The sequence below is a fragment of the Arthrobacter pullicola genome (assembly GCF_014836875.1).
GTDB lineage: Bacteria > Actinomycetota > Actinomycetes > Actinomycetales > Micrococcaceae > Arthrobacter_B > Arthrobacter_B pullicola.
In genome coordinates, this window is the sequence record NZ_JACSQC010000003.1 from 114,474 (window position 1) to 141,193 (window position 26,720).

Genomic DNA, 26,720 nt, shown 5'->3' on the forward strand with positions numbered 1-26,720 from the left:
CCATGAGCTTTACCCACCTGCATGTGGCCACGGCGTTCAGCGCCCACTACGGCACGTCCTGGCCGGAGGAACTGGCCCGGGCCGCCGCAGCGGACGGCGCCGACGCACTGGCCTGCACTGACCGCGACGGTCTGTACGGCACTGTCAAGCATCTGCGTGCCTGCATGGACGCCGGCATCGATCCGATTGTCGGGGTGGACCTGGCCGTTCTCGATGGTGAAGGCAAAGATGCCTCTGTTACCGGACGGGTGGTCATCCTGGCCCATGGGCAGAACGGCGGAGCGGGGTACCACGCGCTGTGCCGGCTTATCTCGGACGCGCATGCAGGTACCTCCCCGTCACGCGGCCGGGCGGGCAGGCCGGCGGGCATTACCCTGGAGCAGCTCGCCGCCCGGGTCCTGGGGGAGGACGGCGAGCCGGTGCTTACGGTCCTGGTAGGCCCGTACTCCGACGTCGGCCGCTCCATGCGCAGCCGCAGTTACGCCGTCGCCCGCACCCTCTTCGCCCGCTGGCTGGCCACGGTTCCCCGAGCTGCGCTCGCCGTCGAGGTAGTCACCCACCTGAGCGCGCCCGGCGCGGACCTCAGCCTGGCCCATGCCGTGCGGATGCACCGGCTCGCGGATGAGATGAACATTCCTGCGGTCCTCACCAATGCGGTGCGTTATGTGGACGACGACGGCGCCGCGACCGCAGACGTGCTCGATGCCGCACGGGCGCTGACCTCCATGGCCCAGCTGGGCGACCTGCAGCCCAACGGGCAGGGCTGGCTCAAGAGCGAAAACCAGATGGCGGCGCTCGCCGCGGAGATCAGCAGCGAAGCCGGGTACGGACGTTCCGGCGCAGTGAAACTGCTGGCAGCTACGCAGGCGCTCGCGGATACCTGCCGGATCGACCCGTCGGCTGACATGGGCTGGAAGCAGCCGGTGGTTCCGGAAGCCTCGGTTATCGGAATCGCGAATGAGCCTGCGGCTGAACTGCGCCTGCGCTGCGAAGCGGGAATAGGCAGGCGCTTCGGCCACCTTCGGGGATCCGACGAGGCAGCCATGCGTAACCGGCTCCAGCATGAGCTGGGCATTATTGAACGGCTCGGTTTCGCGTCCTACTTCCTGACGGTCGCTGAAGTCTCCGCCATGATCAAGGAGATGGGCGTGCGTGCCGCAGCCCGTGGGTCGGGTGCGTCCTCCCTGGTCAACTATCTGCTCGGCGTCAGTCATGTGAACCCGCTGGCGCACGACCTGATCTTTGAGCGCTTCCTCTCCCAGGACCGCTCCACCCTGCCGGACATCGACATCGACGTCGAAAGCGCCGAACGGCACAACGTGTACCACCGCATCTTCGACCGCTTCGGTTCCCTCCGCGTGACGCTGATGAGCATGCAGAACGGCTACCGTGCCCGCGGAGCAGTACGCGATGCAGGTATGGCGCTGGGCTTACCCGAAGAGGAGGTCGGCGCCGTGGCCAAGGCACTGTGGCGCTTCTCCGCCAGCCACTTCCGGGAGGCGCTCGCAGAGAAACCCGAACTTCGCAATGTTGCCCAAGCAGTGCAGCAGAACCGGCAGCTGGATCTGCTGGTGGACCTGACCGAGCGGCTGGACCGGCTGCCCCGGCACATTTCCATGCACCCGTGCGGGGTGATCCTGGGGGACACCTCGCTGCTGGACCGCACCCCGGTCCAGCCCAGCGGCCTGGGCCTGCCGATGTCCCAGTTCGACAAGCACGACATGGATCCGATGGGCATGCTCAAACTGGATGTGCTGGGGGTCCGCATGCAGTCGGCCATGGCCTTTGCCCTGAACGAGGTCATCCGGATCCACCCATCGCAGGAAGACGTCGTCCGGGCCGGAGGCCACCCGCTGGACGCCGCCGGGAATCCGCCGGCCTGGATCGGGGAGGACGGGCGGATCGACCTGGACGCCGTGCCGCTGGATGATGAACCGACATACGAACTGATCCGCAGCACCCACACCCTGGGCTGCTTCCAGATCGAGTCGCCGGGCCAGCGGGAGCTGGTCGGCAAAATGGCTCCGCGGGATTTCAACGACCTGATCATCGATATTTCCCTCTTCCGCCCCGGACCGATGAAATCGGACATGGTGCGTCCGTTCCTTGAACACCGGCACGGCTGGTCACCGGAGGTGTATCCGCACGAATCGCTGCGCCCGGTGCTGGCCGAAACCCACGGGGTCACCGTTTTCCACGAACAGGTGCTGCGGACTTTCCACGTGTTCACCGGCTGCGGACTGGCGAAGGCCGATGAACTCCGCCGGCTGCTGGGCAACCCCGACGCCGAAGCCGGGGTGGAGGACTTCTTCCGCCGGGCCGCGGCAGAGCGCGGCTATGAGGCGCAGACCATCGACAAGGTCTGGGAAACGCTGAAGGCCTTCGGCAGTTTCGGCTTCTGCAAGGCCCACGGAGCAGCCTTTGCCGTGCCTACCTATCAGTCCGCCTGGATGAAGACCCACCACCCGGAGGCATTCCTGGCCGGCATCTTCGAGCACGATCCGGGAATGTATCCGCGGCGGCTGCTGGTCGCCGAAGCCCGCAGGATGGGCATTCCCATCCTGCCCCTGGACATCAACCGCAGCGGCGAGGCGTACCGGGTGGAACGCGTCCCCCCGGTCCCGGCCGGTCCCGGGCGGAAAGCCCTCCCGGAACGCCTGGGCATCCGGCTCAGCTTTGCCGGGATCTACGGCCTCTCCGCTGCGGAGGTCCGGCGGATCGCTGCCGGGCAGCCGTATGATTCGCTGGCGGATCTGCGCGCCCGGGCCCGCCTGTCCCGGCCCTCGCTGCAGCGGCTGGCCCAGCTGGGTGCCTTTGACACTCTGGCCCGCGAGACAGGTTCCCGCGGCAGCCGGGCCGACCTGCTGCAGCACCTGGCCGAGGTCCCGGGAAAAGCAGGGTCACGGAAATACGATCCCATTCCAGGCCAGCTTGCCCTGCCACTGGGGGACACCGAGCTGGAAAACCTCGTACCAACGCTGCCGGAGCCCACCCTGCCGGAAAAGGTCCGCACCGAACTTGACCTGCTCGCCGTCGACGTCAGCGCGCATCTCATCGACAGCTACGCTCCGCTGCTCACCGGCCTTGGCGTGACCAAGGCTGAAGCCCTGATGGATCTGCGCGGCGGCACCGAGGTGCTGGTTGCCGGCATCCGGGTGGCCACCCAGACCCCGCCTATGCGCGGCGGCCGGCGGGTGGTTTTCATCAGCCTGGATGACGGCACCGGATGCGTGGACTGCACGTTTTTCCACGAGGCGCAGGAAAAGTCCGGTCCGCTGCTCTTCGGCACGGAACTGCTGCTGGTCCGCGGTGTGACGCGCCGCACGGGTCCGCGCGGAATCAGCATGCAGGCGCTGGAAGCCTGGGACCTCACCGATACCGCTTCCCTGCCGCTTGCCGGCTCCGGGCACGGCGCGCACCCCGCTCCTGGTGCAGGTGAACCGCGCGGCAGGTTGGTAGGGCTCCGGCACAGCGGATAACATCGTAAAGGCGCGGTGCACGGGCAAACCCGTGCGGAGGCGCCAGTACAAACGAATCTAGGAGACAACGTGTCAGTGCCGGAACAGTTCACCCTCATCGTCGACGGCGAAGAGACCACGGTGGATACTGGCACCACCGGTGCGCAGCTCTTCTTCGAGCGGCGCGAAGTAGTCGTTATGAAGGTCGACGGCGTCCTGAAGGACCTCGACACCCCGCTGGCCCCGGGCCAGAGCATCGAAGCCGTGACCATCGATTCCGAAGACGGCCTGAACGTGCTGCGCCACTCCACCGCCCACGTGATGGCCCAGGCCGTGCAGCAGCTGCGCCCCGATGCCAAGCTTGGCATCGGCCCGTACATCAAGGACGGCTTCTACTTCGACTTCGACGTCGCCGAGCCCTTCACCCCGGAGGACCTCAAGACGCTCGAGAAGATGATGCAGAAGATCGTCAACTCGAACCAAAAGTTCGTCCGCCGCGTGGTGTCCGAAGACGAAGCCCGCGAAGCCATGGCCAACGAGCCGTACAAGCTGGAGCTGCTCGGCAAGAAGGACGGCGCCGAGGAAGCCGGCGAAGGCGCGAACATTGAGGTCGGCGCCGGTGAAATCACCATTTACGACAACGTGGACCGCAAGTCCGGCGACACCGTGTGGTGCGACCTGTGCCGCGGCCCGCACCTGCCGAACACCAAGCTGATCTCCAACGCCTTCGCGCTGACCCGTTCCGCTGCCGCCTACTGGCTGGGCAACCAGAACAACCAGCAGCTGCAGCGCATCTACGGCACCGCCTGGCCCACCAAGGACGACCTCAAGGCCTACCAGGAGCGCCTGGCCGAGGCTGAGCGCCGCGACCACCGCAAGCTCGGCACCGAACTGGACCTGTTCTCCTTCCCGGACGAGCTGGGTTCCGGCCTGCCGGTGTTCCACCCCAAGGGCGGCATCATCCGCAAGGCCATGGAGGACTACTCCCGCCAGCGGCACACCGAGGCCGGCTACGAGTTCGTTTACACCCCGCATATCACCAAGGGCCACCTGTACGAGGTTTCCGGACACCTGGACTGGTACCGCGACGGTATGTTCCCTCCCATGCACGTGGATGAGGTCACCGATCCGGAAACCGGCGAGGTCACCAAACCGGGCCAGGACTACTACCTCAAGCCGATGAACTGCCCCATGCACAACCTGATCTTCCGCTCCCGCGGACGGTCCTACCGCGAACTGCCGCTGCGGCTGTTCGAATTCGGCTCGGTCTACCGCTACGAGAAGTCCGGCGTGATCCACGGCCTGACCCGCGTGCGCGGCATGACCCAGGACGACGCCCACATCTACTGCACCCGCGAGCAGATGAAGGACGAGCTGACCACCACGCTGAACTTCGTGCTGGACCTGCTCAAGGACTACGGCCTGGACGACTTCTACCTGGAACTCTCCACCAAGGACCCGGAAAAGTACGTTGGCTCCGACGACGCCTGGGAGGAAGCAACCCGCACCCTGGCCGAGGTCGCTGAGGCTTCCGGCCTGGACCTGGTCCCGGACCCCGGGGGAGCGGCCTTCTACGGCCCGAAGATCTCCGTGCAGGCCCGCGACGCAATCGGCCGCACCTGGCAGATGTCCACCATCCAGCTGGACTTCAACCTGCCCGAACGCTTCGAACTCGAATACCAGGCAGCCGACGGCACCCGCCAGCGCCCGGTCATGATCCACCGCGCCCTCTTCGGTTCCGTGGAGCGCTTTATGGCAGTGCTCACCGAGCACTACGCCGGTGCCTTCCCGGCCTGGCTGGCTCCGGTGCAGGTGGTCGGCATTCCCGTGGCCGAAGCCTTCAACGACTACATGTACGACGTCGTCGACAAGCTCAAGGCCGCAGGCATCCGCGCCCAGGTAGACGCAGGCACCGACCGCTTCCCGAAGAAGATCCGCACCGCTTCCAAGGAAAAGGTCCCGTTCGTCCTGATTGCCGGCGGCGAGGACGCCGAAGCCGGGGCAGTCTCCTTCCGATTCCGCGACGGCAGCCAGGACAACGGCGTGCCGGTCGAAGAAGCAGTGAAGCGGATCGTCGAAGCCGTCCGGAACCGGGACAAGTAAGGCACGGGGGACAGACCGCATGGAAAGCCAGGAGCAGTACCCGCACGACGGCGATGTCACCGACAGCTTCGAACTTGCGGGGGTGCCGGATGCCTTCCAGCGGCTCTGGACCCCGCACCGGCTGGCGTATATCAAGGGCGGGCAGGACCAGGTCTCTTCAGAGGCAAACTGCCCGTTCTGCGCGGCTCCGTCCCACACGGATGAGGAAGCACTGATCGTGCACCGCGGAAAGCATGCGTTCGTCATCCTGAACCTGTTTCCGTACAACGCCGGACACCTGCTCGTCTGCCCCTACCGCCATGTGCCGGACTACACGGACATTGACGTGGAGGAAACCGCTGAAATCGCGGCCCTGACCCAGACGGCAATGCGGGTGCTGCGCAAGGTCTCCGCGCCGGCCGGCTTTAACCTCGGCATGAACCAAGGGGCAGCCGGAGGCGCCGGAATTGCCGCGCACCTGCACCAGCACATCGTTCCGCGGTGGAGCGGGGACGGAAATTTCCTTCCGATCATCGCCCAGACCAAGGCCATTACGCAGACCCTCGATGAGGTCCGCCGCCAGGTCGCGGAGGCCTGGCCGGCGGACGCCGCCGGCTCTGCGTCTGCTGCAGGAACGGGCGGGGCGTAGGCGTGCTGAACAAATACGCCCGCGGTTTCTTCACCGCACTGTTCACGCCCCTGGCCTCCTGGCTGATCCGCCGCCGGGTGAGCCCCGACGCCGTCACCATTATCGGTACGCTCGGCGTGATGATCGGCGGACTGGTCTTCTACCCGCTGGGCCAGCTCTTCTGGGGCACGATCTTCATTGTGCTGTTCATCTTCTCGGATGTCATTGACGGCATCATGGCCCGGCAGCAGGAACGGAAGGGCAAGTGGGGCGCCTTCCTGGACTCCACCCTCGACCGGTTCGCCGACGGAGCCCTCTTCGCGGGGGTCAGCATCTGGTTCTTCACCGGCGGGAACAACGATGCCATCGGGATTACCGCCCTCATCTGCCTGGTCCTGGGCATGCTGGTTTCCTACATCCGGGCCAAGGCTGAATCCCTCGGCTTTGACGCCAATGTGGGGCTGGCGGAACGCGCTGAACGGCTGGTTTTCCTGCTGACGGCCACCGGACTGGTGGGCCTCGGCGTCCCCGAGATGGTCCTCCTGATTGTGCTGGTGCTGCTGTGCCTGGCGAGCTGCGTGACGATCGTGCAGCGGATGGGCACCGTGCGCCGGCAGGCCACAACGGAGGTGCTGGGTAAAGATACGTAGCAGTCGCTCCCGGATGCGGCCAGCGGGCTAGCATAGTCTCTACAGCCCGATCTACGAGAGAGCCCCGCCATGCCTACAGAATTCCCGTCCGCCTCCGGAAACACCGCTTCGACCGGCAGCAGCCGCGTTAAGCGCGGAATGGCAGAGATGCTCAAGGGCGGCGTCATCATGGACGTCGTGACGGCTGAGCAGGCCCGTATCGCCGAGGACGCCGGCGCGGTTGCAGTCATGGCTCTGGAGCGGGTTCCCGCCGATATCCGTGCCCAGGGCGGCGTGTCGCGGATGAGCGACCCGGACATGATCGACAGCATTATTGACGCCGTCTCCATTCCGGTCATGGCCAAGGCCCGGATCGGCCACTTCGTTGAGGCGCAGATCCTCCAGTCCCTCGGCGTTGATTACATCGACGAGTCCGAGGTGCTGACGCCCGCGGACTACACCAACCACATCGACAAGTGGAAGTTCACCGTTCCCTTCGTCTGTGGCGCCACCAACCTGGGCGAGGCGCTGCGCCGGATCAACGAGGGCGCTGCCATGATCCGTTCCAAGGGTGAGGCCGGCACCGGCGATGTCTCCAACGCGACCATGCACATGCGCCAGATCCGCACCGAAATCGCCCGCCTTTCCTCGCTGCCCGAAGACGAGCTCTACGTCGCGGCCAAGGAACTGCAGGCGCCGTACGAACTGGTGAAGGAAGTCGCTGCCTCCGGCAAGCTCCCCGTGGTGCTTTTCACCGCCGGCGGCATCGCCACTCCGGCAGACGCAGCCATGATGATGCAGCTCGGTGCGGACGGCGTATTCGTCGGCTCCGGTATCTTCAAGTCCGGCAATCCTGCCGAGCGCGCCGCCGCGATCGTCAAGGCCACCACGTTCCACGACGATCCCGACGAAGTTGCCAAGGCCTCCCGCGGTCTTGGCGAAGCCATGGTCGGCATCAACGTCGACGAGATCCCGCAGCCGCACCGCCTCGCCGAGCGCGGCTGGTAGCAGCAAGGCTCTCTGACAGGGAAAGTTCCCAACCTACTGCGGCCGGATCCAGGACACTGTCCCGGATCCGGCCGCAGTGTTATCTGCCCGGCATACCTGCGCCTACCCGATCGCCATCGAGTAGGTCTGCCCCCGGCCCACCAGGGAGAAGCCCCGTGCAGCGCACAGGTCCTGGCCCGGAGCGGTCGCGTTGACGATCAGGTGTTCGGCACCCGCAGTCTCGGCCGCGGCAGCGGCAGAGCTCAGCAGGGCAGTGCCGAAACCGCGGCGCCGGCTGGATGCCCCGACGGCAAGGTGGAAGATACCGCCAACCTTGGACAATCCGGCGGTTCCGTTCGGATAAAAGGCGTACGCCCGCCCGGTGAGCCGGGCCGAGTCACGTGCGGCGATATGCCAGGCCTGCCGGGGTATCGAATGGCCAACCCGCAGTTCCTCGGCATCGGCCCCGGATACTTCCGGCGGCTGGACTTCCACTGACGCCGCGGTCCCGGGCCACGCCTGCGGAGCATGGACCGGTGCCGTCATCCAGCAGGTCTGCGGGCCACGCCGGAACCCGAAGGCTTCCAGGGGTGCGGGATCCACTGATCCACCCAGCCAGACCCCTACGGTCGAGGCACCGAGCCGTGAACCCTCGGCCAGGCCCGGACGGATACCCGCCGGCGAAATGACGTCGGGAAACATCAGCATGAGCTGCCGCCGGGCCGGAAGCCAAACCCAGCGCGACTCGTGGGTGCCGAAAGACCGCCCTCCCGTTGCTGCTGCGAGGGCGGTGAACCAGGCGTGCTGCATGCGCTGGCATGATGCGATGGTGGCCACGGCAGCTAGGCGAGGCCACGGCGGGCAAGCAGGGGAGCAATGTCCGCGTCCCGGCCGCGCAGGTCCCGGAAAGATTCCAGGGGATCGGCGGCATAGCCGCGGGAGAGCAGCTTGGTCCGGAACGCTTCACCGTTGGCCCGGGTGAGTCCCCCGTTTTCGGTGAACCACTGAACAGTATCGGCGTCGAGCACCTCACTCCAGATGTAGGAGTAGTAGGCGGCGGAGTACCCGCCGGCAAAGATGTGCTTGAAATAGCCGGTGCGGTAGCGCGGGGGAACCAGGGCCGGGTCGATTCCGGCGCGGGTCAGTGCCTCCTTCTCGAAGGCGGCGGGATCCGTCACCGTGTCTCCCGGCGGAAGTTCGTGCCAGGCCAGGTCCAGCAGCGTGGCTCCCAGGTACTCCGCTGTCCGGAAGCCTTCTCCCCAGAGCGACGCGGCCCGGATGCGTTGCAGGGTTTCCTGCGGCAGCGGCTCGCCGGTCTGATAGTGCAGGGCGAAGTTGTTCGCCACGTCGGGCCAAAGCATCCACATTTCATTGACCTGGGAAGGGTATTCGACGAAGTCACGCGGAACGGCAGTTCCCGAAAACAGTGGAAATTCGACGTCGGAAAACAGTCCGTGCAGTGCGTGGCCGAACTCGTGGAACGCCGTCACCACTTCGTCGAAGGTCAGCAGCGCCGACTCACCGTCGGCAGGCTTGGAGATGTTCAGGTTGTTCACCACCACCGGCTGCCTGCCCAGCAGCCGGGACTGGGACACCAGCTCGTTCATCCAGGCGCCGCCGCTCTTGGTGTCGCGGGAGAAGTAGTCGCCCAGGAACAGGCCCAGTGCTGACCCATCCTCGTTCCGGACTTCCCAGATCCGGACGTCGGGGTGGTAGCCGGCCAGGTCAGGGCGTTCCGTGAAGGTGACCCCGTAGAGACGGTTGGCAGCGTAGAACACACCGTCGTTCAGCACACGTTCCAGCTCGAACCAGGGGCGCAGGGCCTCGAGGTCCACTGAATAGTCTTCGCGGCGGACCTGCTCGGAGTAGAAGGCCCAGTCCCAGGGCTGCAGGTCCTTGATTCCGTCGCGGGCGGCCGCGGCACGCAGCTTCAGCGCCTCCGTCTCGGCGTTGCTGACCGCAGGCGGAACCAGCCGGGCCAGCATTTCCCGCACTGCGCCAAGGGACGGTGCGGTCTGATCTTCGACGGCGTACTCGGCGTGGCTGCCGTAACCCAGCAGCGCCGCGCGCTCGGCGCGGAGGGCGGCCATTTCCGCGGCGATGCCCAGGGTGTTGTGGTCATTGTTCCGGAAACCGCGGTTCACGGAGGCTTCGAAGAGCCGCTGCCGGGTCCCGCGGTTTGTCAGCCGGGCCAGGGCCGGCTGGGGCGTCGGCAGGATCAGGGACAGCAGGTACTTTGACTCAGACCCGGTCTCGCAGGCCGCGGCAGCGGCGGCCGCAATGTCATCGGAGGAGAGGCCCTCGAGCTCGGCGGCGTCGTCGACTTTCAGGGCTGAGCCGTTGGTATCGGCCAGGAGCTGCTGTGAGAACGCCGTTCCCAGTTCGGACAGCCGGGTGTTCAGCTCCCGCATCCGCGCCTTCCCGGCGTCGTCGAGCCCTGCTCCGGCACGCAGGAACCGGCGGCGGTACTCAGCCAGCAGCCTGCGCGGTTCCTCGTCCAGCCCGGTTTCCGGCACGCTGCTGACCCGCTCGAAGAGCGCCTGGTCCTGGAAGATGCCGTCCTGGTGGGCAGCGAGCCGCGGACCTATCTGCTGCTCAATGGCCTGGATGGCCTCGGTCGCGTGGGACATCACCAGGTTGAAGAAGACCGCAGAGACGCGTGCCAGGGACTGGCCGGACCGCTCCAGTGCGGCGACGGTGTTGGTGAAGTCCGCCGGTTCCGGATTGGCGGTGACCGCGCGGATTTCGGCCAGATGTTCCTGCATCCCGGCTTCAAAGGCGGGAAGGTAATCATCGTCGGTAAAGGCGGCGAAATCCGGGAGGTCATACGGGAGGGTGCTCGCGGAAAGAAGGGCATTGCTCATGGTCAACAACACTTTCACACGAGCCGCCGCCCAACCAGCCGACGGGCCGCGTATGCTCATCCCTGATCGCCACATCACCGCCGCACGGCGGCCCGCTGCAGGCGCGTCACAACATGTTCCGGGGGGAACCATGAAAATCAGGTCTGACGCGAACGTGCGCAGCCGGGCAGCGGTGCTGCTGTCAGCGTTGACAGCGCTGCTGCTGACCGCATGTACGGCCGCACCCGTCACTCAGGAACCCTCAGCTTCGGCCGGCGCCGGCGAATCCGCCAGCCAGCTGCCGGTCCCCACGCCGACGGCCACGCCCGGAGTGGGCGTGGCGTGTCCGGGCCTGCGCTGCTCCACGGTGATGCTCGCCGGGGATCTGCTGGTGCATCCGCAGTTGTGGGACCAGGCCGCCGCAGACGCCGCCGCCAGCGGCAAGCAGCCCCTGGACTTCGAACCGCTGCTGGAGGGAATGCGCGCCTACGTTTCCGGCTCCGACCTGGCCGTCTGCCATATGGAGACCCCGGTTGCCGAAGCCGGCGGGCCGTATGCCGGCTACCCCATGTTCAATGTGCCGCCGCAGATCCTCACCGCGGCCGCGGCGGTGGGATACCAGGCCTGCACGACGGCGAGCAACCACACCATGGATGCCGGGACCGCCGGGCTGAACCGGACCCTGTCGGTGCTGGATTCCCTGGGCCTGGAGCACACCGGGTCCTACGCCTCCGAGGCCGATTCCGCGGCGCCGCTCATCATGGACACTTCCGGTGCCCGGATCGGGATCATCGAGTCGACGTACGGGCTCAACGGGCTGACTGCCGACTATCCCTGGCAGGTGGACATGCTCGACCCCGGGGACATGATCCTGCGGGCCAAAGCTGCCCGTGCGCAGGGAGCTGACCTGGTGGTCGGCGGCGTGCACGCCGGCGACGAATACGCTTCGCTGCCCAACAGCCAGCAGGTTGAAACGGCCCATGCCCTGGCCGACAGCGGCGAGTTCGACCTCATCTACGGCCACCACACGCACTCCGTGCTGCCCATTGAGAACTACAACGGCACCTGGATCGTCTATGGTCTCGGCAACGCCGTCACCGAACTCTCACCGTGGTACCGGGTCAACAACGAAGGGCTGATTGTCCGCGCCCAGTTTGTCCAGGACGACGACGGCGGCGCCTGGCGGGTCAACGACCTCGCCTGGGCGCCCTCGGTGATCGTGCGGGATCCCTACCGCTGGTGTTCAGTGGCCGCTGACCTGCCGCAGGGACCGTGTGCTTCCGAAACGCAGCAGGCCGAGGTACGGCAGCGGACCATTTCCGTGGTCGAGTCGATGGGCGCGGCGGATGCCGGGGCCCACGAATGGCTGGTGACGCAGGACGTTTCCGCGCGGTAACTGTGCAGCCCCAAGCGCGGTGCGGCGTGTGCATTGCTGCCGGTTTGGGACATCGCTCCGCCGCGGACCGGTCGATTTTTCACAAACTGGCAGCAGAAGTGATGCCGGCGGAGCGCCCGGAGGAAGAACCTAACGCGGACGGTCGGAAGCGTGCTTCCGGGCGAGCTCGGAAAGCCGGGCCAGGCCGGCAAGGTCGGCGTCCGGGAGCGGAGCCGGATCGAAGGAGCCGTAGCGGCGGGTGACGGCCTTTTCGATGAGGAAGTCCGCGATCGCCGGGTTCTTCGGCAGCAGCGACCCGTGCAGATAGCTGGCCACCACGTTCCGGTAGCGGGCACCCTCGGTGTCGTCCTTGGAGTTGTTGCCCTCGCCCTTGCGCACGTGCGCCAGCGGCTGGGCGTCCGTGCCCAGGAAGGTCTGGCCGCTGTGGTTCTCGTAGCCGTGGATTTCGCCGAACTCATCGCTCACGGAGAGCACGTTGCCGATCAGCCGCTCCGGACCGCCGTGGGTCTCAATGTCCAGCACGCCGATGCCGGGGATGAGGACGCCGTCGTGCGTCTTGAAGAACCGCCCAAAAAGCTGGTAGAGACCGCAGATGGCGAGCATCGGCAGCTCGTCGTCGGCCAGGCCGCGCAGGGTGGGCGCGAGCTGCTGCAGGTCCTGCTGGATGACCACCTGGCCGCTGTCCTGGCCGCCGCCGCCGACAATCAGGTCCACGTCGGAAGGGAACTCATCACCCGGGTTGTACTCGGTGACAACCGGGTTGTAGCCCTGCCACTTCAGGCGCTGCTTCAGGACCAGGACGTTGCCCCAGTCGCCGTAAATGTTCATATCCCGCGGGTACAGCTGCAGGATGCGGATATCGCGGCTCAAGAGACCACCTCCACCTTCGTGATCTTGGAGAGCTCCCGGCGGACGGAAAGCATGGCTGTGTAGGTGCAGAAAATCCGCATGGGCTGCGTGCCTGCCCCGGCAATGAACTTGGCCAGGGCACCGGGGATGTCGGTGTCCACGTCCCGGACCGGGACGTCGTCGTACTTCAGCCGCAGGGCCATGTCATAGGCCCGGACGCCGCTGACCATGTCCACACCGCCGGAAAGCGTCTCAAAGTCCACGTCCCAGAGCCAGGACATGTCCCGGCCATCGGCGTAATTGTCATTGACCGCGATCATGGTGGCGTAGCCGTGCGCCGCGAAGGACTTCAGGCCCAGCCGGAAGCCGGACGGGTTCTTCACCAGGACCAGTTCCAGCGGTGCGCCGTTCACGGTCAGGGATTCGCCGCGGCCAAAGGCCGGCTGCACGTTGGCCAGGGACTCGAACAGCGCTGCCCGGTCCGCCCTGCCGCCAAGGATCTGCCGGGCGAACGTCAGCGCCGCGGCCGCATTGAAGATGTTGTAGACGCCGCGGAGCTTGAGCGAGGTGGTGGTGATGTCGTCGTCCAGGCGGAAATCCGCCTCATCTTCGGCAACGCGCTCCAGCACGACGTCGGCGGGCTGGGCTGCGGCGATGGCTTCGGAGCGCGATCCGCGCATTTCATCGTCATTGGGGAAGGTGCTGCGCAGCGAGGCGTCCAGGCCAAAGTAGACGGTCTGAGGGCCGGAAAGTGATTCCGCGATGGAAGCCACCCGCGGATCCTCGCGGTTCAGGACCACTGTGTCAGTCGTGGCCAGGGCAATCTGCTCCAGCAGCCGGGTGGTCTTATCGATCTCGCCGAAGCGGTCCAGCTGGTCCCGCAGGACGTTCAGGAGCAGCGAGTAGCGCGGCTGGATCAGCTTCACGAAGTGCACGGCATGGGCCTCGTCCAGCTCCAGCACGGCAATGTCCGCATCGAGCCGGCCGCGCAGGTTCACCTCGCCGATCAGCGCTGCTGCCACACCGCGGGTGAAGTTGCTGCCGGTGCGGTTCGTGAAGACCTTCAGCCCCTGGCCCTCCAGGAGTTCCACCACCATCTTGGTGGTGGTGGTCTTGCCGTTCGTTCCGGAGACGACGGCGACGCCGAGGGGGAGGGTGGAGAGCGTGCGGCGGATGAAATCGGGATCGATTTTCTCCACCACCAGGCCGGGAAGGGCGGACCCGCCGCCGCGCAGCCGGGAGGCGGCGCGGACCAGCTTGCCTACCAGGATGGAGAAAGAACTCATGGATACCGAATATATCCCACGGCCCTGTTCCGTCCCGCGCACCCCCGGGCACCTAGAATGGTCCAATGACGGAAATCACTGCCCCGGGCTCTACCGGGCTAGTCTCTGCTGGATCCGGCGGTTCAGCCGCGCCGCTCGTTGGAGTGCTCGCACTGCAGGGCGGCGTGCGGGAACACATCCGGGCGCTGGAAGCTGCCGGAGCCCGCACCATGCTGGTCCGCCGGCCCGCCGAATTGGAGGCCGTGGACGGGCTGGTCCTGCCCGGCGGGGAATCCACCACCATCGACAAGCTGATGCGGCTGTTCGGGATGGCGGATCCGCTGAAAGCGAAGATCGCCGCCGGTTTTCCGGTTTACGGATCCTGTGCAGGCCTGATCCTGCTGGCAGACCGGATCACCGATCCCGCAGTGGACGCCGCCGGCGAACCCCAGCAGACCCTGGGCGGGCTGGATATCGTCGTGCGGCGCAACGCCTTTGGCCGCCAGCGCGAGTCCTTTGAAACCGAACTGGCCTTCGAGGGACTGCAGGCTCTGCCGTCACAGGACCCCGGCCAGCCGGTGGCTGGTGTGCACGCCGTGTTTATCCGCGCGCCGTGGGTGGAAAAGGTAGGCTCCACCGTGCAGGTGCTGGCACAGGTGACCCCCGCGGAGTCCGCATCGGAGGCGGAAAAGGATTCAGTCGCTAGAATTGTGGCAGTGCGTTCGGGAAAGCTGCTGGCCACCTCGTTCCATCCGGAGGTCACGGGGGAGAGCCGCATCCACGAACTATTTATTCAAATGATCAGAGGAGACGCGTAAAGCATGTCGGGCCACTCGAAATGGGCAACCACCAAGCACAAAAAGGCCGTCATTGATGCCAAGCGTGCCAAGTCCTTTGCCAAGCTGATCAAGAACATCGAAGTTGCGGCCCGCGCAGGCGGCGCCGACATGGCCGGCAACCCCGGCCTGGAACTGGCCGTCCAGAAGGCCAAAAAGACCTCTGTTCCCATCGACAACATCAACCGTGCGGTCAAGCGCGGCGCCGGGCTCCTGGGCGAGGCCGTTGACTACCAGACGATCATGTACGAAGGCTATGGCCCCCAGGGCACAGCCCTGCTGATCGAGTGCCTCACCGACAACAAAAACCGTGCCGCTTCCGAGGTCCGCCTGGCCGTGACCCGCAACGGCGGCAACATGGGCGATCCGGGTTCCGTTGCGTACATGTTCACCCGCAAAGGTGTTGTCACGCTGCCGAAGAAGGACCTCACCGAGGACGACCTGCTGATGGCAGTGCTCGACGCCGGTGCTGACGAGGTCAAGGAAGCCGGCGACAACTTCGAGATCATCTCCGAAGCTGCGGACCTGCGCGCCGTCGTGGCTGCCCTCGAGGAAGCCGGAATCGAATACGACACCGATGAGGCCGAGTTCCTGCCCTCCATGCACGTGGAGCTGGATGCAGACAACGCCCGGAAGTTCATGAAGCTGGTCGACGCGGTGGAGGACCTGGACGACGTCCAGAACGTCTACTCCAACGCCGACATCTCCGCGGACGTCCTCGCGCAGCTCGAAGAAGACTGAGCACCCCGCCGTGCCGATCCGGGTCCTGGGGGTGGACCCGGGCCTCACCCGCTGCGGGTTGGGCGTGGTGGACGTGGAAGGTAACCGCCGGGCCACCCTCGTGGCTGTCGGGGTCGCCGGTACGGTAGCGGGCACCGCACTGGATGCCCGCCTGCTGGCGATTTCCGAGGCGATTGAACTGTGGCTGGACACCCATACCCCTGATGTTCTAGCGGTGGAACGGGTGTTCAGCCAGCTCAATGTCAGTACCGTGATGGGCACCGCCCAGGCCTCCGGCGTCGTCATTGCCGCTGCCGCCCGCCGCGGCATTCCGGTGGCCCTTCATACCCCCACCGAAGTGAAAGCCGCGGTGACCGGTTCCGGCTCGGCGAACAAGGAAGCGGTGGGGCGCATGGTCACCAAGATCCTGCGCCTCGATGAGATGCCGCGGCCCGCCGACGCGGCCGACGCACTGGCTTTGGCCATCACCCATGCCTGGCGCCGTGGGGCGCTGGGCCCCGGACAGGCCTCGACGGCGGGTTCGGCTTCCTCCGGCGGTGGACCGGTGCAGGGCGGCCTGACAGCGGCGCAGCGGCTGTGGGCCGAGGCGGAAGCCAAAGCAAAACGCGCCCGCCGCTAAAGTGCCGGGAAATCCCGGGCGGACCAGTAGGCTGTTCGTAGATATGTTCTATTCAGTTCACGGATTATTTTCAGTCCACGGATTATTGCTCGGAGTCCCCACATGATCGCCTCCCTTCGCGGCGTCGTAACGCACGTCGGCACCTCGTCTGCCGTCATTGACGTCAACGGCATCGGCATGCTTATCCAGGCGACGCCGCAGACCCTCGCCTCACTGCGGACCGGTGCCGAAGCCCAGGTGCACACGGCTCTGATCGTGCGCGAGGACTCCATGACCCTTTTCGGCTTCGCTGAGCCGGGGGAGCGGGAAGTGTTTGAGACGCTGCTCAGCGTCTCAGGCGTTGGTCCCCGCCTGGCCCTCGCCGTACTGGCCGTGCACAGCCCGGAAGCGGTTCGCATCGCAGCGTCCAGCGGGGATGACAAGGCGTTCAGCAAGGTCTCCGGAATTGGGCCGAAAGGTGCGCGCCGCATTGTGCTGGAACTGGCAGACAAACTCGTTCCGCTGGGCACCGAAGAAGCACCAGCGGCGGCCCCGGCCTGGAACGAACAGGTACTGGCCGCCATGACCGGACTCGGCTGGTCCGAAAAGGACGCCACGGCCGCCATTGAAGCCACCGCCGCCGAACATCCGGACGCGGCGAAGGGCGGGAACGTCGCAGAAATCCTGCGCCTGACGCTGCGCCGCCTCGGCCAGGACGGTGCACGCTCCCGCGCACCGCAGAAGCAGGCCGGCTAGCGTGGCCGCCGCCGAACCGCTCACCGCGGCCGCACCTGATCCGGACGACAAGGCAATAGAAGCCGCCCTGCGTCCGAAGAACCTCGATGACTTCGTGGGGCAGAAGCGCGTCCGTGAACAGCTCTCCCTTGTCCTGGAAGCCTCGCGGCTGCGTGGCCGCAGCGCGGACCATGTGCTGCTTTCCGGCCCTCCCGGCCTGGGCAAAACCACGCTGTCCATGATCATCGCCGCGGAAATGAACGCTCCGCTGCGGATCAGTTCCGGCCCGGCCATCCAGCATGCCGGTGACCTGGCCGCCATTCTCTCCTCCCTCACGGAAGGGGAGGTGCTGTTCCTCGACGAAATCCACCGCATGTCCCGTCCGGCGGAGGAAATGCTCTACATGGCCATGGAGGATTTCCGGGTGGACATCGTCGTGGGCAAGGGTGCCGGAGCCACTGCCATTCCGCTGGATCTTCCACCCTTCACCCTGGTGGGCGCCACCACCCGCGCCGGGCTGCTGCCCGGACCGCTGCGGGACAGGTTCGGCTTCACCGGGCACCTGGAGTTCTACTCCACCGCGGAACTGGAACTGGTCCTGCGGCGCTCGGCCATGCTGATGGACATGAAGGTCAACTCGGCCGGCTTCTCCGAAGTTGCGGGACGGTCCCGCGGAACACCGCGAATCGCGAACCGCCTCCTGCGCCGGGTCCGCGACTGGGCGCTGGTCCACGGCGTTGATCAGATCGACGCGCGCACGGCCGGAGCGGCACTTGACATGTATGAGGTGGACGAACGCGGGCTGGACCGGCTGGACCGGGCCGTACTGCATGCCCTGGTGACCAAGTTCAACGGGGGCCCGGTTGGGCTGTCGACGCTGGCCATCGCCGTCGGCGAGGAACCGGAGACCGTGGAAACCGTCGCGGAACCGTACCTCGTCCGCGAAGGCCTGCTGGGCCGTACGCCGCGCGGACGCATCGCGACCCGGGCCGCCTGGGAGCACCTGGGGCTCGATATGCCGGAGTCCGCCGCCCAGGCCATCCCCGATGCCGTGTACTCCGGGCCCGGAGCCCGAACTGCCGGCACCGGAACCGGCAACTGAATCCGCAGGCAGCCGGAGGCGTCCCGCTGGTGCCCCGGCCCCGCTGCTGCCCGGCCCCGCTGCTGCCCCGGCACCGCTCCCCGGGAATGTGACGCCCGGCACCGCGCGTGACTTACACTGCACATTGAAACTTAAAGGGCTGCAGATCCGTTTTCCCCTTAGACTGATCTGACGCTTACGCATGCCGGCGCGTCAGGCCCGGTGCCCTGAGTGAACTGATAAAGCATCCCGATATCCAGCAACCGCAACAGAAACGGAACCCTTCGTGTTCTTGAATGTCTTGGCCCAGACGACCACTGATACCGGCAACGGAGGCGGGTTCGCCCTGTCGAACCTCCTCCTTCCGATCCTGCTGGCACTCTTCATCTTCATGATGTTCCGCAAGCAGAAGAAGACCCAGAAGACTGTCCAGGAACAGCGCACCCAGATGGTTCCGGGCACAGAGGTCATGACCCAGTTCGGACTGTTCGGCACGATCGTGTCCGTTGACCAGGAAGAGAACAAGGCTGTCCTTGAACTGTCCCCGGGCAACACGGCCACCATCCACCTGCAGGCGCTGACCAAGGTTGTCACCGCCACGCCCGCCGAAGCGGAAGCACCGGAGCCGGTTGTTCCGGACGACGCGTCCTCACTCACCGAAGAGACGCAGCGTGCCGGACACACCGAAGCTGCCGACGCAGTTCAGCGGGAGGAGACGCCCGAGGAAACACTCCGGCGCCTGGACCGCGAGAACAAGAAAGACAACTAGACTCTCCGAGGGCCTGCGGGGTGGACTGAGTCCGCAGGCCCGCCGGATCACTTTGTCTCCGGCGATTACGCCCTAAAGGAAAACCTCTATGCCTCGAACCGGCTCCGGCCCCGCCGCGAAAAAGACGCTCATTTGGCTGGGCGTTATGTTCGCTGCCCTGGCCCTCCTGCTTGGCGGCGGCTCCATGATGAGCAACGCCAGCTGGGCTCCCAAACTTGCCCTCGACCTCGAGGGCGGCACGCAGATGATCCTGTCGCCGAAGGTGCAGGGCGGCAACTCTGAAATCAGCCAGGAACAGCTCGACCAGGCTGTGGAGATCATCCGCCAGCGGGTTGACGGCAGCGGTGTTTCCGAAGCGGAAATCACCACGCAGTCCGGGCGCAACGTTGTGGTCTCCCTGCCCGGCACACCGTCGGCGGAAACCCGTGCGTTGATCCAGGCCTCAGCGGCCATGGAGTTCCGGGCCGTCATCCTTGGCGGTGCAGGACAGGCACCGGCAGCCGAGACACCGACGCCGGATGACCAGCTGCCGCAGCCAACGGCCGAGCCGGAGAACGGATCCGACTTCAACTGGGTTACCCCGGAGCTGTACAAGGAGTTCGAAACCACGAACTGCCTTGACCCGGCCACGCTTGAGGCATCGATCGAACCGGCCGCATCCGACCAGCCGATGGTCGCCTGTGAGCCGGGAACTGCCGGCAAGTACATCCTGGGCCCCGTCGAGGTGCCGGGTTCAATGCTTGAGGATGCCACTTTTGGTCTGTCCCAGAGTGGTCAGGGCCAGTCCCTGAACCAGTGGGCCGTGAACCTTGACTTCAATGGTGAAGGCACCGAGCTGTTCCGCCAGGTCTCCGAGCGGCTCCTGGGCTTCGGCGAGGGGACTCCGCAGAACCAGTTCGCGATCGTGCTGGACGGACAGGTCATTTCCGCGCCGACCATGAACGTCCTGATCACCGACGGCAACGCCCAGATCACCGGCCAGTTCACCCAGGAGAGCGCCAAGGCCCTCTCCGAACAGCTGAAATACGGCGCACTGCCGATCAGCTTCGACATCCAGAGCGAGCAGCAGGTTTCCGCCACCCTTGGCGCCGACCAGCTGCGCATGGGCCTGATCGCCGGTGTGATCGGCCTGATCCTGGTGGCTGTCTACTCCCTGTTCCAGTACCGGGCACTGGGCTTCGTCACCATCGCGTCGCTGGTGGTTGCCGGCGTGCTGACTTACCTGGCGATCGCGATTCTCGGCTGGTCGCACAACTACCGGCTCTCCCTCGCCGGTGTGGCCGGCCTGATTGTCGCCATTGGCCTCACAGCGGACTCGTTCATTGTGTACTTCGAACGAATCCGTGACGAACTGCGCGACGGCAGGGGACTGGTCTCCGCCGTCGACACCGGCTGGAAGCGTGCCAAGCGCACCGTCCTGGCGTCCAAGGCAGTCAACCTGCTTGCCGCCGTCGTACTGTACTTCGTTGCAGTTGGCAACGTCCGTGGCTTCGCCTTTACGCTCGGCCTGACGGCCATCGCCGACCTGATCGTGGTCTTTATGTTCACGCACCCCGTGATGGTGCTGCTGGCCAAGACCAAGTTCTTCGGCCAGGGCCACAAGTGGTCCGGACTGGATGCGACGCGCCTGGGTGCGGTGCCGGTGTACCGCGGCGCAGGCCGTCTGCGGGAACCGGCCATGGCAGGTGCCACAGCCGCTGGAGCGGGCACGGAGCCGCAGAGCTCCTCGAAGACCGTCTCCCCGAAGAACAAGGGAGCGGCCAAGGAAGCTGAACGCCGGCTCACGATCGCCGAGCGGCGGCAGGCGGAAGCCGCAGCCCAGAAGGAAAAACAGGGCGGTAAAAAGCCAGGTTCCGGCGGAGAAGCCGACGGAAAGCAAGGTTCGATGGCCGGTTCCGGCCGCGACGCGGAGAAGGAGGGCAACTGATGAGTAAGCTCCCCAGATTCGCCACGTTTGGCAATGAGCTCTACACCGGTAAGCGGTCCTACAACTTCGTCGGCCGTTACAAGCTGTGGTTCCTGATCGCTGCCGCTGCAATCCTGCTCTCCATCCTGATCCCCGTGGTCAAGGGCGGATTCAACCTCGGGATCGACTTCCGCGGCGGGTCGGAGTTCACCGTCTCGGGCGTGGAAAACACACAGGTTTCGGTGGGCGAGGAGGCTGTTGCCGAGGTTGTGTCCGGCTCTGATCCCCGGGTCACCAACATTTCCCCCGGCACCATGCGCATCCAGACCGAAGAACTCACCGACGACCAGACTCTGGAAGTCAAGGCTGCACTGGCCCAGGACTACGGCGTGTCCGAGGACCAGGTCACCTCGACGTTCATTGGCCCCACCTGGGGCAGTGATGTCAGCCGTCAGGCGCTGATCGGCCTGGTGGTCTTCGTAGGCCTGGCCGCCGTCCTGATGGCCCTGTATTTCCGGACCTGGAAGATGTCCGCCGCGGCGATTACCGGTCTGCTCGCGGTGATGGTGACGACCGCGGGCCTGTACGCCCTCAGCGGATTCGAAGTGACGCCGTCGGCGATCATCGGGTTCCTGACCGTGCTCAGCTACTCGCTGTATGACACCGTGGTGGTCTTCGACAAGATCCGCGAGAACACGGCCAATCTGGACAAACAGACCAAGCGCACCTTCGCCGAGCAGGTCAACCTGGCCGTCAACCAGACCCTGGTGCGTTCCATCAACACCTCGGTTGTCGCCGTCCTGCCGGTTGCGTCTGTTCTCTTCATCGGCGCCTACCTGCTCGGTGCCGGCACGCTGAAGGACCTCTCCCTGGCGCTGTTCATCGGCATCATCCTGGGTACCCTGGGCACCCTGTTCGTTGCGGCACCGCTGTATGCGTGGCTCCGCCGGAAGGAACCCGAGATCGTGAAGCAGGCCAAGCGCGTGCTGGACCGCCGCGAACAGCAGGCACGCACAGCCTCAGCACCCGAGGCCGCGTCGGCGGCTACGTAGTTCTCCGGCAGCACCAAACACCACCGGTTCCGTTCCTTCCCTCCGGGGAAGAACGGAACCGGTGGTGTAAGTGCAGTAGCCGGGGGGCATAGACTGGGCAGATATCTGGAAAGAAAGGGCAGCAGTTGGCCGATAGCGCTACACCTGCCGACAGCGCAGGGAAAGACCGGGGCGCCGCAGCAGCCCCCGGTACGGTGAACTCCCAGGAATCGAGTCCCGGGAATAACGGGTCTGCCGGAATCCAGGTCAAACGGGAAACGGCGGAACCGGCCTCTAAGCCTGCCTCGAAGGCAGTCCCCAAACCGGTGACGGCACGCCGCCAGGGCACCCGGGCCAGGCTGGCACGCCTGGCCGGACGCGGAGGCACGGCCTACTCGCCGATGCTGGAACCGCTGCTGCGGACTGTCCGCGCCAACAACCCGCGCGAGGACCTTGATCTCATCCAGCGCGCCTACCTCGTTGCCGAGCGCAGCCACGAAGGCCAGAAGCGCAAGAGCGGTGACCCGTACATCACCCATCCGGTGGCCGTGGCGACTATCCTCGCCGAGCTGGGCATGACCGGAACCACCCTGGCTGCCGCGCTGCTCCATGACACGGTGGAAGACACGTCCTACACGCTGGACGAACTCCGCAGCGAGTTCGGACCGGAAGTCGCCATGCTGGTGGACGGCGTCACCAAGCTGGACAAGGTCACCTTCGGGGACGCAGCCCAGTCCGAGACCGTCCGCAAGATGGTTGTGGCCATGGCCAAGGACATCCGAGTCCTGGTGATCAAGCTCGCCGACCGGCTGCATAACGCCCGTACCTGGCGCTTCGTCTCACCGGAGTCCTCCGCCCGGAAGGCACGGGAAACGCTCGAAATCTTCGCCCCGCTGGCCCACCGGCTCGGCATGAACACCATCAAGTGGGAACTTGAGGACCTGTCCTTCGCAGCGCTGCACCCCAAGGTGTACGACGAAATTGTCCGGATGGTCGGAGACCGCACCCCGGAGCGCGAGAAGTACCTCACCACCGTCCGCAGCCAGATCGCCGAAGACCTGCACAACGTCAAAATCAAGGCCACGATCACCGGCCGCCCCAAGCACTACTACTCGATCTACCAGAAGATGATCGTGCGGGGTAAGGACTTCGACGACATCCACGACCTCATGGGCGTCCGCGTCCTGGTGGACTCCGTGCGCGATTGTTACGCCACCCTCGGCGCGCTGCACGCGCGCTGGAACCCCCTGCCCGGGCGGTTCAAGGACTACATCGCGATGCCGAAGTTCAACATGTACCAGTCCCTCCACACCACGGTGATCGGCCCGGGCGGCAAACCGGTGGAAATCCAGATCCGCACCCATGACATGCACCGCCGCGCCGAGTACGGCGTGGCCGCGCACTGGAAGTACAAAGACGGCGCCAAGAACGGCGCCACAGTACCGGACAACAGCGACATGGGCTGGCTCCGGTCCCTGGTCGACTGGCAGCAGGAAACCTCGGATCCGGACGAGTTCCTGGACTCGCTGCGCTTTGAAATCAACGCCCGCGAAGTCTTTGTCTTCACCCCCAAGGGCGAGGTCATGGCGCTGCCGGCCGGATCAACACCCGTTGACTTCGCCTACGCCGTGCATACCGAAGTGGGCCACCGGACCATTGGCGCCCGCGTCAACGGGAAACTGGTACCGCTCAACAGCGAACTCCAGCACGGTGACTGGGTGGAGATCTTCACCTCCAAGGCCGAAGGTGCCGGCCCCAGCCAGGACTGGCAGGGCTTCGTCAAGAGCCCCCGCGCCCGGAACAAGATCCGCCAGTGGTTCACCAAGGAACGCCGCGAAGAGGCGATCGAAAAGGGCAAGGACCTGCTCACCCGCGGCATGCGGAAGCAGAACCTTCCCCTGCAGCGGCTGATGAGCCATGACGCCCTGCTGGCGGTGGCGCAGGAACTGCATCACCAGGACATCTCCGCCCTGTACGCGGCCGTTGGGGACGGCCACACCTCGGCCCAGAACGTCATCGAGCACCTGGTCAACCTCATGGGCGGTCACCAGGGCGCCGAAGAGGACCTGGCAGAGACCCCCGTGTCCTCGGCCGCGCGGCGGCCCAAGTTCTCCGACTCGGGCGTTACTGTGCGGGGTGTAGGCGATGTCTGGGTCAAGCTGGCGCGCTGCTGCACGCCGGTGCCGCCGGATCCGATCATTGGGTTCGTCACCCGTGGTTCAGGCGTGTCGGTGCACCGCACCGACTGCCGGAACGTGCAGGAGCTGAGGGACCAGCCGGACCGGATCGTGCCGGTGGACTGGGCTCCCACCCAGTCCTCTGTGTTCCTCGTGGAAATCCAGGTGGAGGCACTGGACCGGAAGAGCCTGCTCTCCGACGTCACCCGGGTCCTGTCCGAGAACCACGTCAACATCCTTTCGGCCAGCGTCAACACCTCCAGCGACCGGGTGGCCATGTCCAAGTTCGTCTTCGAGATGGGCGATCCGAAGTACCTCAGCCATATCCTGAGCGCGGTCCGCCGGATCGACGGCGTTTACGATGTCTACCGCACCACGGGCAACCAGCGACGGATCTAGGGCGGGACACCCTGGCCAGATGAACACGTGACGGGGCCGGAACTGGAATTATCCGGCTCCGGCCCCGTTTTTTCCGTTCCCGGTCCCGGTGTTCCCCCGTCGGCTGCCTCAGCCAGCTCCACAGCTTCCAGTGCCTGCCGGGTGCCCGGGACGCGGTGTCCGCTCCGCAGCAGCGTCCGGACGTAGTGCAGCGGTGCGTTCAAGCCGGGCTCCCGGGACATCATCAGCAGCACGTCCGCGGCCTCCTCCAGCGGGGTGTGGAGTGCGACGTCGACGGCGGTCCGCAGCGGCTGCGTCACCGGCACCCCGCCCAGTTCCAGCCGGTCCGCTGGCCCCAGTGTCACCTCGTGCAGCACCGCGCCGCTGAACGGCGGCAGCGACGTGCTGCGCCGGCGGGTATCCGCAAGCAGCGTCAGCCGCCGCGGAGGGGGAGCGCAGCCGTAGATCCAGGCTGCGGTCAGCCGCCCGAAGACGTGGCGCCCCCGCAGGGCTGCCGGAAGATGATGGTGGGCCGCCAGGGCGCGGGCCAGGGAACCGGGGCGTACATCCCAGCGCACATAGGTGGAGCCGTACACACGGGTCAGCAGGAGGTCCCGGCACATACCCTGCAGCTCCTCCGCCGAGAAGAGGCCGCCCGGATGGAAAATGGCACCCCCGGTGGAGGTGACTTCCGGGATGGAGCCCGAATGGGGGCTGGACTGGGACATTCGTCAAGACTGTCCTGCCGGCGGGAAATGCGGAAGGCCCGGATGCCGCCTGTGGAAAAGCGGTATCCGGGCCTCACGGGCTTCTTGCTAGGAGAAGTCCTGGGCTAGGAGAAGTCCTGGGTTAGGAAAAGTCCTGGGCTAGGAGAAGTCCTGGGCTGAGCGGCGGAGGGTTTCCAGCCACTGCTTACGGGCTTCCAGCGCCTCGCGGGCATCCGCGATCTTCTTCGCGTTGCCGTCCTTCTCTGCGGCAGCAAGCTCATCCTCAAGCGAGGTGATGGCTGCTTCGAGCTGGCTGAGGGCACTGTTGGTGCGGGCCTTGGTTTCCGGGTTGCTCCGCTGCCAGTGCTCGTCCTCGGCAGCCTTGACGGCTTCCTCCACCTTCCGGATGCCGGCTTCCATCCGGCCCATGTCGGCACGCGGAACCTTGCCGGCTTCCTCCCAGCGGTCGCGGATGGACTGCAGGGCCTTGCGGGCAGCGTTCAGATCAGTCACGGGCAGGATGCCCTGGGCTTCCTTGAGCAGTGCCTCCTTGACCACGAGGTTGGAGGCGAACTCCTCGTCAATAACCTCGTTGGCGGCCTGGCGGGCGGCGAAGAACTTGTCCTGGGCGGCACGGAAGCGGGCCCAGAGCGCGTCGTCGTCCTTGCGGCTGGCCCGCTTGGAGGCCTTCCACTCGTCCATGAGGCTGCGGTACTCGGAAGCGGTGTTGCCCCAGTCGGTGGAGGTGGACAGTGCCTCGGCGCGGGCGATGAGGTCTTCCTTGGCGCGCTTGGCTTCGGCGTTCTCATTGTCCAGCTGGGAGAAGTAGGCGCGGCGGTGCCGGTCGAAGACGGTGCGGGCGGAACGGAAACGCTTCCACAGGGAATCTTCGTTGCTTCGGCCCAGGCGCGGCCCGCTCTTCTGCGCGGCCTTCCACGCTTCGAACAGTTCGTTCATCCGGTTGCTGCTGGTTTTCCACTGGATAGAGGCCGGGTCCTTGGCCGCAATCTCCTCGGCTTCGGCGACGATCGCTTCGCGTGCGGCCAGCTCGCGGGCGCGGACGGCCTCGGCTTCCGCGCGCTCTGCTGCTTCGGCTGCCTTGATGCTCGAGCCCAGCGCTTCGATGCGGGCGTCGAGGGCAAGCACGTCGCCTACCATCTTGCGCTCGGCAACCTGCTCGGCCAGGTGCTTGAGGGTCTTGTGCATGTCCGAGGCCGGCGCCTTGGCTGCCACGCGGGCTTCCAGCAGCATGACCTGGCTGACGGCGTCGTCGTACTTGCGCACAAAGTAGGCCAGCGCTTCCTCGCGCGTTGCATCGGGGTACTGACCCACCGGGAACTCTTCGCTCCCGACGATCAGGAACACGTGACCGTCTTCCTCGACGCGGGCAAACCGGGCGGCTTCTTCCAGCGGCGTGGTGTGTGCTGCCGGCGGGGCTACGGCCGGTGCGGGCGCAGCGGCTCCGGGAACGGGTGCCGCGGGAGCGGGAACCGGACGCCGTGCCGCGAAGGCGGCTGGGCTGGGCGCAGGGGTGCGCTGGTTGTCCGGAGCAGTCCCGGTGGCTGTTTCGTCGGATTTCTGACTGTCTGTCACCGCTAAAAGTCTTTCACTCGATGGATGGCGC

21 protein-coding genes are annotated in these 26,720 nt (G+C 66.0%); 15 read left to right on the top strand and 6 right to left on the bottom strand.

Features of this window, described 5'->3' with window-relative positions:
- The first annotated feature begins 2 nt into the window (after positions 1–2).
- The 5 genes from H9638_RS06810 to pdxS all read left to right on the top strand — a co-directional run bounded on the left by H9638_RS06810 (position 3) and on the right by pdxS (position 7,805).
- Complete coding sequence (locus H9638_RS06810; RefSeq protein WP_191746468.1) at positions 3–3,479, top strand: DNA polymerase III subunit alpha; 3,477 nt, start codon at positions 3–5, stop codon at positions 3,477–3,479.
- A gap of 69 nt (positions 3,480–3,548) precedes the next feature.
- Positions 3,549–5,561 carry a threonine--tRNA ligase gene (gene thrS / locus H9638_RS06815; RefSeq protein ID WP_191746469.1) on the top strand — a complete coding sequence of 671 codons (2,013 nt, stop codon included), beginning with the start codon at positions 3,549–3,551 and terminating at the stop codon, positions 5,559–5,561.
- A 19-nt stretch (positions 5,562–5,580) separates the two neighbouring features.
- Positions 5,581–6,189 carry an HIT family protein gene (locus H9638_RS06820; RefSeq protein ID WP_191746470.1) on the top strand — a complete coding sequence of 203 codons (609 nt, stop codon included), beginning with the start codon at positions 5,581–5,583 and terminating at the stop codon, positions 6,187–6,189.
- A gap of 2 nt (positions 6,190–6,191) precedes the next feature.
- Complete coding sequence (pgsA, locus tag H9638_RS06825) at positions 6,192–6,818, top strand: phosphatidylinositol phosphate synthase (RefSeq protein ID WP_191746471.1); 627 nt, start codon at positions 6,192–6,194, stop codon at positions 6,816–6,818.
- A 69-nt stretch (positions 6,819–6,887) separates the two neighbouring features.
- The gene (gene pdxS, locus H9638_RS06830; protein ID WP_191746472.1) at positions 6,888–7,805 is read left to right on the top strand and encodes a pyridoxal 5'-phosphate synthase lyase subunit PdxS; all 918 of its coding nucleotides are present in this window, start codon (positions 6,888–6,890) and stop codon (positions 7,803–7,805) included.
- Between the two features lie 102 nt (positions 7,806–7,907).
- Here pdxS and H9638_RS06835 read toward each other — a convergent pair whose 3' ends face one another.
- Positions 7,908–8,594 carry a GNAT family N-acetyltransferase gene (locus H9638_RS06835; protein WP_191746473.1) on the bottom strand — a complete coding sequence of 229 codons (687 nt, stop codon included), beginning with the start codon at positions 8,592–8,594 and terminating at the stop codon, positions 7,908–7,910.
- 32 nt (positions 8,595–8,626) lie between these two features.
- Positions 8,627–10,648, bottom strand: a complete 2,022-nt coding sequence (locus H9638_RS06840) for a M3 family metallopeptidase (protein WP_191746474.1) — start codon at positions 10,646–10,648, stop codon at positions 8,627–8,629.
- Positions 10,649–10,778: 130 nt separating this feature from the next.
- Here H9638_RS06840 and H9638_RS06845 point away from each other — a divergent pair, with 130 nt between their 5' ends.
- The gene (locus tag H9638_RS06845) at positions 10,779–12,023 is read left to right on the top strand and encodes a CapA family protein (protein ID WP_191746475.1); all 1,245 of its coding nucleotides are present in this window, start codon (positions 10,779–10,781) and stop codon (positions 12,021–12,023) included.
- Positions 12,024–12,152: 129 nt separating this feature from the next.
- Here H9638_RS06845 and H9638_RS06850 read toward each other — a convergent pair whose 3' ends face one another.
- Both H9638_RS06850 and H9638_RS06855 read right to left on the bottom strand, forming a co-directional pair.
- On the bottom strand, positions 12,153–12,893 hold the full coding sequence (locus H9638_RS06850) for a type 1 glutamine amidotransferase (protein ID WP_225217128.1): 741 nt from the start codon (positions 12,891–12,893) through the stop codon (positions 12,153–12,155).
- Entirely contained in the window at positions 12,890–14,158 is a 1,269-nt protein-coding gene (locus tag H9638_RS06855; protein WP_191746476.1) for a Mur ligase family protein, read from the bottom strand. Before H9638_RS06855 ends, H9638_RS06850 begins: the two co-directional genes overlap by 4 nt.
- Before the next feature lie 65 nt (positions 14,159–14,223).
- Here H9638_RS06855 and pdxT point away from each other — a divergent pair, with 65 nt between their 5' ends.
- The 9 genes from pdxT to H9638_RS06900 all read left to right on the top strand — a co-directional run bounded on the left by pdxT (position 14,224) and on the right by H9638_RS06900 (position 24,410).
- Positions 14,224–14,955, top strand: a complete 732-nt coding sequence (gene pdxT, locus H9638_RS06860) for a pyridoxal 5'-phosphate synthase glutaminase subunit PdxT (RefSeq protein WP_191746477.1) — start codon at positions 14,224–14,226, stop codon at positions 14,953–14,955.
- A 3-nt stretch (positions 14,956–14,958) separates the two neighbouring features.
- Complete coding sequence (locus H9638_RS06865) at positions 14,959–15,714, top strand: YebC/PmpR family DNA-binding transcriptional regulator (RefSeq protein ID WP_066297434.1); 756 nt, start codon at positions 14,959–14,961, stop codon at positions 15,712–15,714.
- A gap of 10 nt (positions 15,715–15,724) precedes the next feature.
- A complete protein-coding gene (ruvC, locus tag H9638_RS06870; RefSeq protein ID WP_191746478.1) occupies positions 15,725–16,333 on the top strand; it encodes a crossover junction endodeoxyribonuclease RuvC in 609 nt (202 codons plus the stop codon).
- Between the two features lie 102 nt (positions 16,334–16,435).
- Positions 16,436–17,068 (top strand): Holliday junction branch migration protein RuvA, encoded by a 633-nt coding sequence (ruvA, locus tag H9638_RS06875; protein WP_191746479.1) that lies wholly within the window; start codon positions 16,436–16,438, stop codon positions 17,066–17,068.
- A 1-nt stretch (position 17,069) separates the two neighbouring features.
- Positions 17,070–18,149, top strand: a complete 1,080-nt coding sequence (ruvB, locus tag H9638_RS06880; RefSeq protein WP_191746480.1) for a Holliday junction branch migration DNA helicase RuvB — start codon at positions 17,070–17,072, stop codon at positions 18,147–18,149.
- A gap of 265 nt (positions 18,150–18,414) precedes the next feature.
- Positions 18,415–18,897 carry a preprotein translocase subunit YajC gene (gene yajC, locus H9638_RS06885; protein ID WP_191746481.1) on the top strand — a complete coding sequence of 161 codons (483 nt, stop codon included), beginning with the start codon at positions 18,415–18,417 and terminating at the stop codon, positions 18,895–18,897.
- 88 nt (positions 18,898–18,985) lie between these two features.
- Positions 18,986–20,824 (top strand): protein translocase subunit SecD, encoded by a 1,839-nt coding sequence (secD, locus tag H9638_RS06890; RefSeq protein ID WP_191746482.1) that lies wholly within the window; start codon positions 18,986–18,988, stop codon positions 20,822–20,824.
- Positions 20,824–21,855 carry a protein translocase subunit SecF gene (secF, locus tag H9638_RS06895; protein ID WP_191746483.1) on the top strand — a complete coding sequence of 344 codons (1,032 nt, stop codon included), beginning with the start codon at positions 20,824–20,826 and terminating at the stop codon, positions 21,853–21,855. Before secD ends, secF begins: the two co-directional genes overlap by 1 nt.
- Before the next feature lie 194 nt (positions 21,856–22,049).
- A complete protein-coding gene (locus tag H9638_RS06900; protein WP_404799641.1) occupies positions 22,050–24,410 on the top strand; it encodes a RelA/SpoT family protein in 2,361 nt (786 codons plus the stop codon).
- Here the strand turns inward: H9638_RS06900 and H9638_RS06905 are convergent.
- Entirely contained in the window at positions 24,407–25,117 is a 711-nt protein-coding gene (locus tag H9638_RS06905; RefSeq protein WP_191746485.1) for a hypothetical protein, read from the bottom strand. The two genes, H9638_RS06900 and H9638_RS06905, sit on opposite strands and share 4 nt — an antisense overlap.
- A gap of 138 nt (positions 25,118–25,255) precedes the next feature.
- Positions 25,256–26,689, bottom strand: a complete 1,434-nt coding sequence (locus H9638_RS06910) for a DUF349 domain-containing protein (RefSeq protein WP_191746486.1) — start codon at positions 26,687–26,689, stop codon at positions 25,256–25,258.
- Between the last annotated feature and the right edge of the window lie 31 nt (positions 26,690–26,720).

Coding starts and splice junctions, on each gene's coding strand:
- H9638_RS06865 (WP_066297434.1), top strand. CDS start 14,959: ATGTCGGGCCACTCGAAATGGGCAACCACCAAGCACAAAAAGGCCGTC.
- H9638_RS06845 (WP_191746475.1), top strand. CDS start 10,779: ATGAAAATCAGGTCTGACGCGAACGTGCGCAGCCGGGCAGCGGTGCTG.
- H9638_RS06840 (WP_191746474.1), bottom strand. CDS start 10,648: ATGAGCAATGCCCTTCTTTCCGCGAGCACCCTCCCGTATGACCTCCCG.
- H9638_RS06905 (WP_191746485.1), bottom strand. CDS start 25,117: ATGTCCCAGTCCAGCCCCCATTCGGGCTCCATCCCGGAAGTCACCTCC.
- pdxT (WP_191746477.1), top strand. CDS start 14,224: ATGACGGAAATCACTGCCCCGGGCTCTACCGGGCTAGTCTCTGCTGGA.
- H9638_RS06810 (WP_191746468.1), top strand. CDS start 3: ATGAGCTTTACCCACCTGCATGTGGCCACGGCGTTCAGCGCCCACTAC.
- secF (WP_191746483.1), top strand. CDS start 20,824: ATGAGTAAGCTCCCCAGATTCGCCACGTTTGGCAATGAGCTCTACACC.
- H9638_RS06820 (WP_191746470.1), top strand. CDS start 5,581: ATGGAAAGCCAGGAGCAGTACCCGCACGACGGCGATGTCACCGACAGC.
- secD (WP_191746482.1), top strand. CDS start 18,986: ATGCCTCGAACCGGCTCCGGCCCCGCCGCGAAAAAGACGCTCATTTGG.
- H9638_RS06855 (WP_191746476.1), bottom strand. CDS start 14,158: ATGAGTTCTTTCTCCATCCTGGTAGGCAAGCTGGTCCGCGCCGCCTCC.
- H9638_RS06835 (WP_191746473.1), bottom strand. CDS start 8,594: ATGCAGCACGCCTGGTTCACCGCCCTCGCAGCAGCAACGGGAGGGCGG.
- ruvA (WP_191746479.1), top strand. CDS start 16,436: ATGATCGCCTCCCTTCGCGGCGTCGTAACGCACGTCGGCACCTCGTCT.
- pdxS (WP_191746472.1), top strand. CDS start 6,888: ATGCCTACAGAATTCCCGTCCGCCTCCGGAAACACCGCTTCGACCGGC.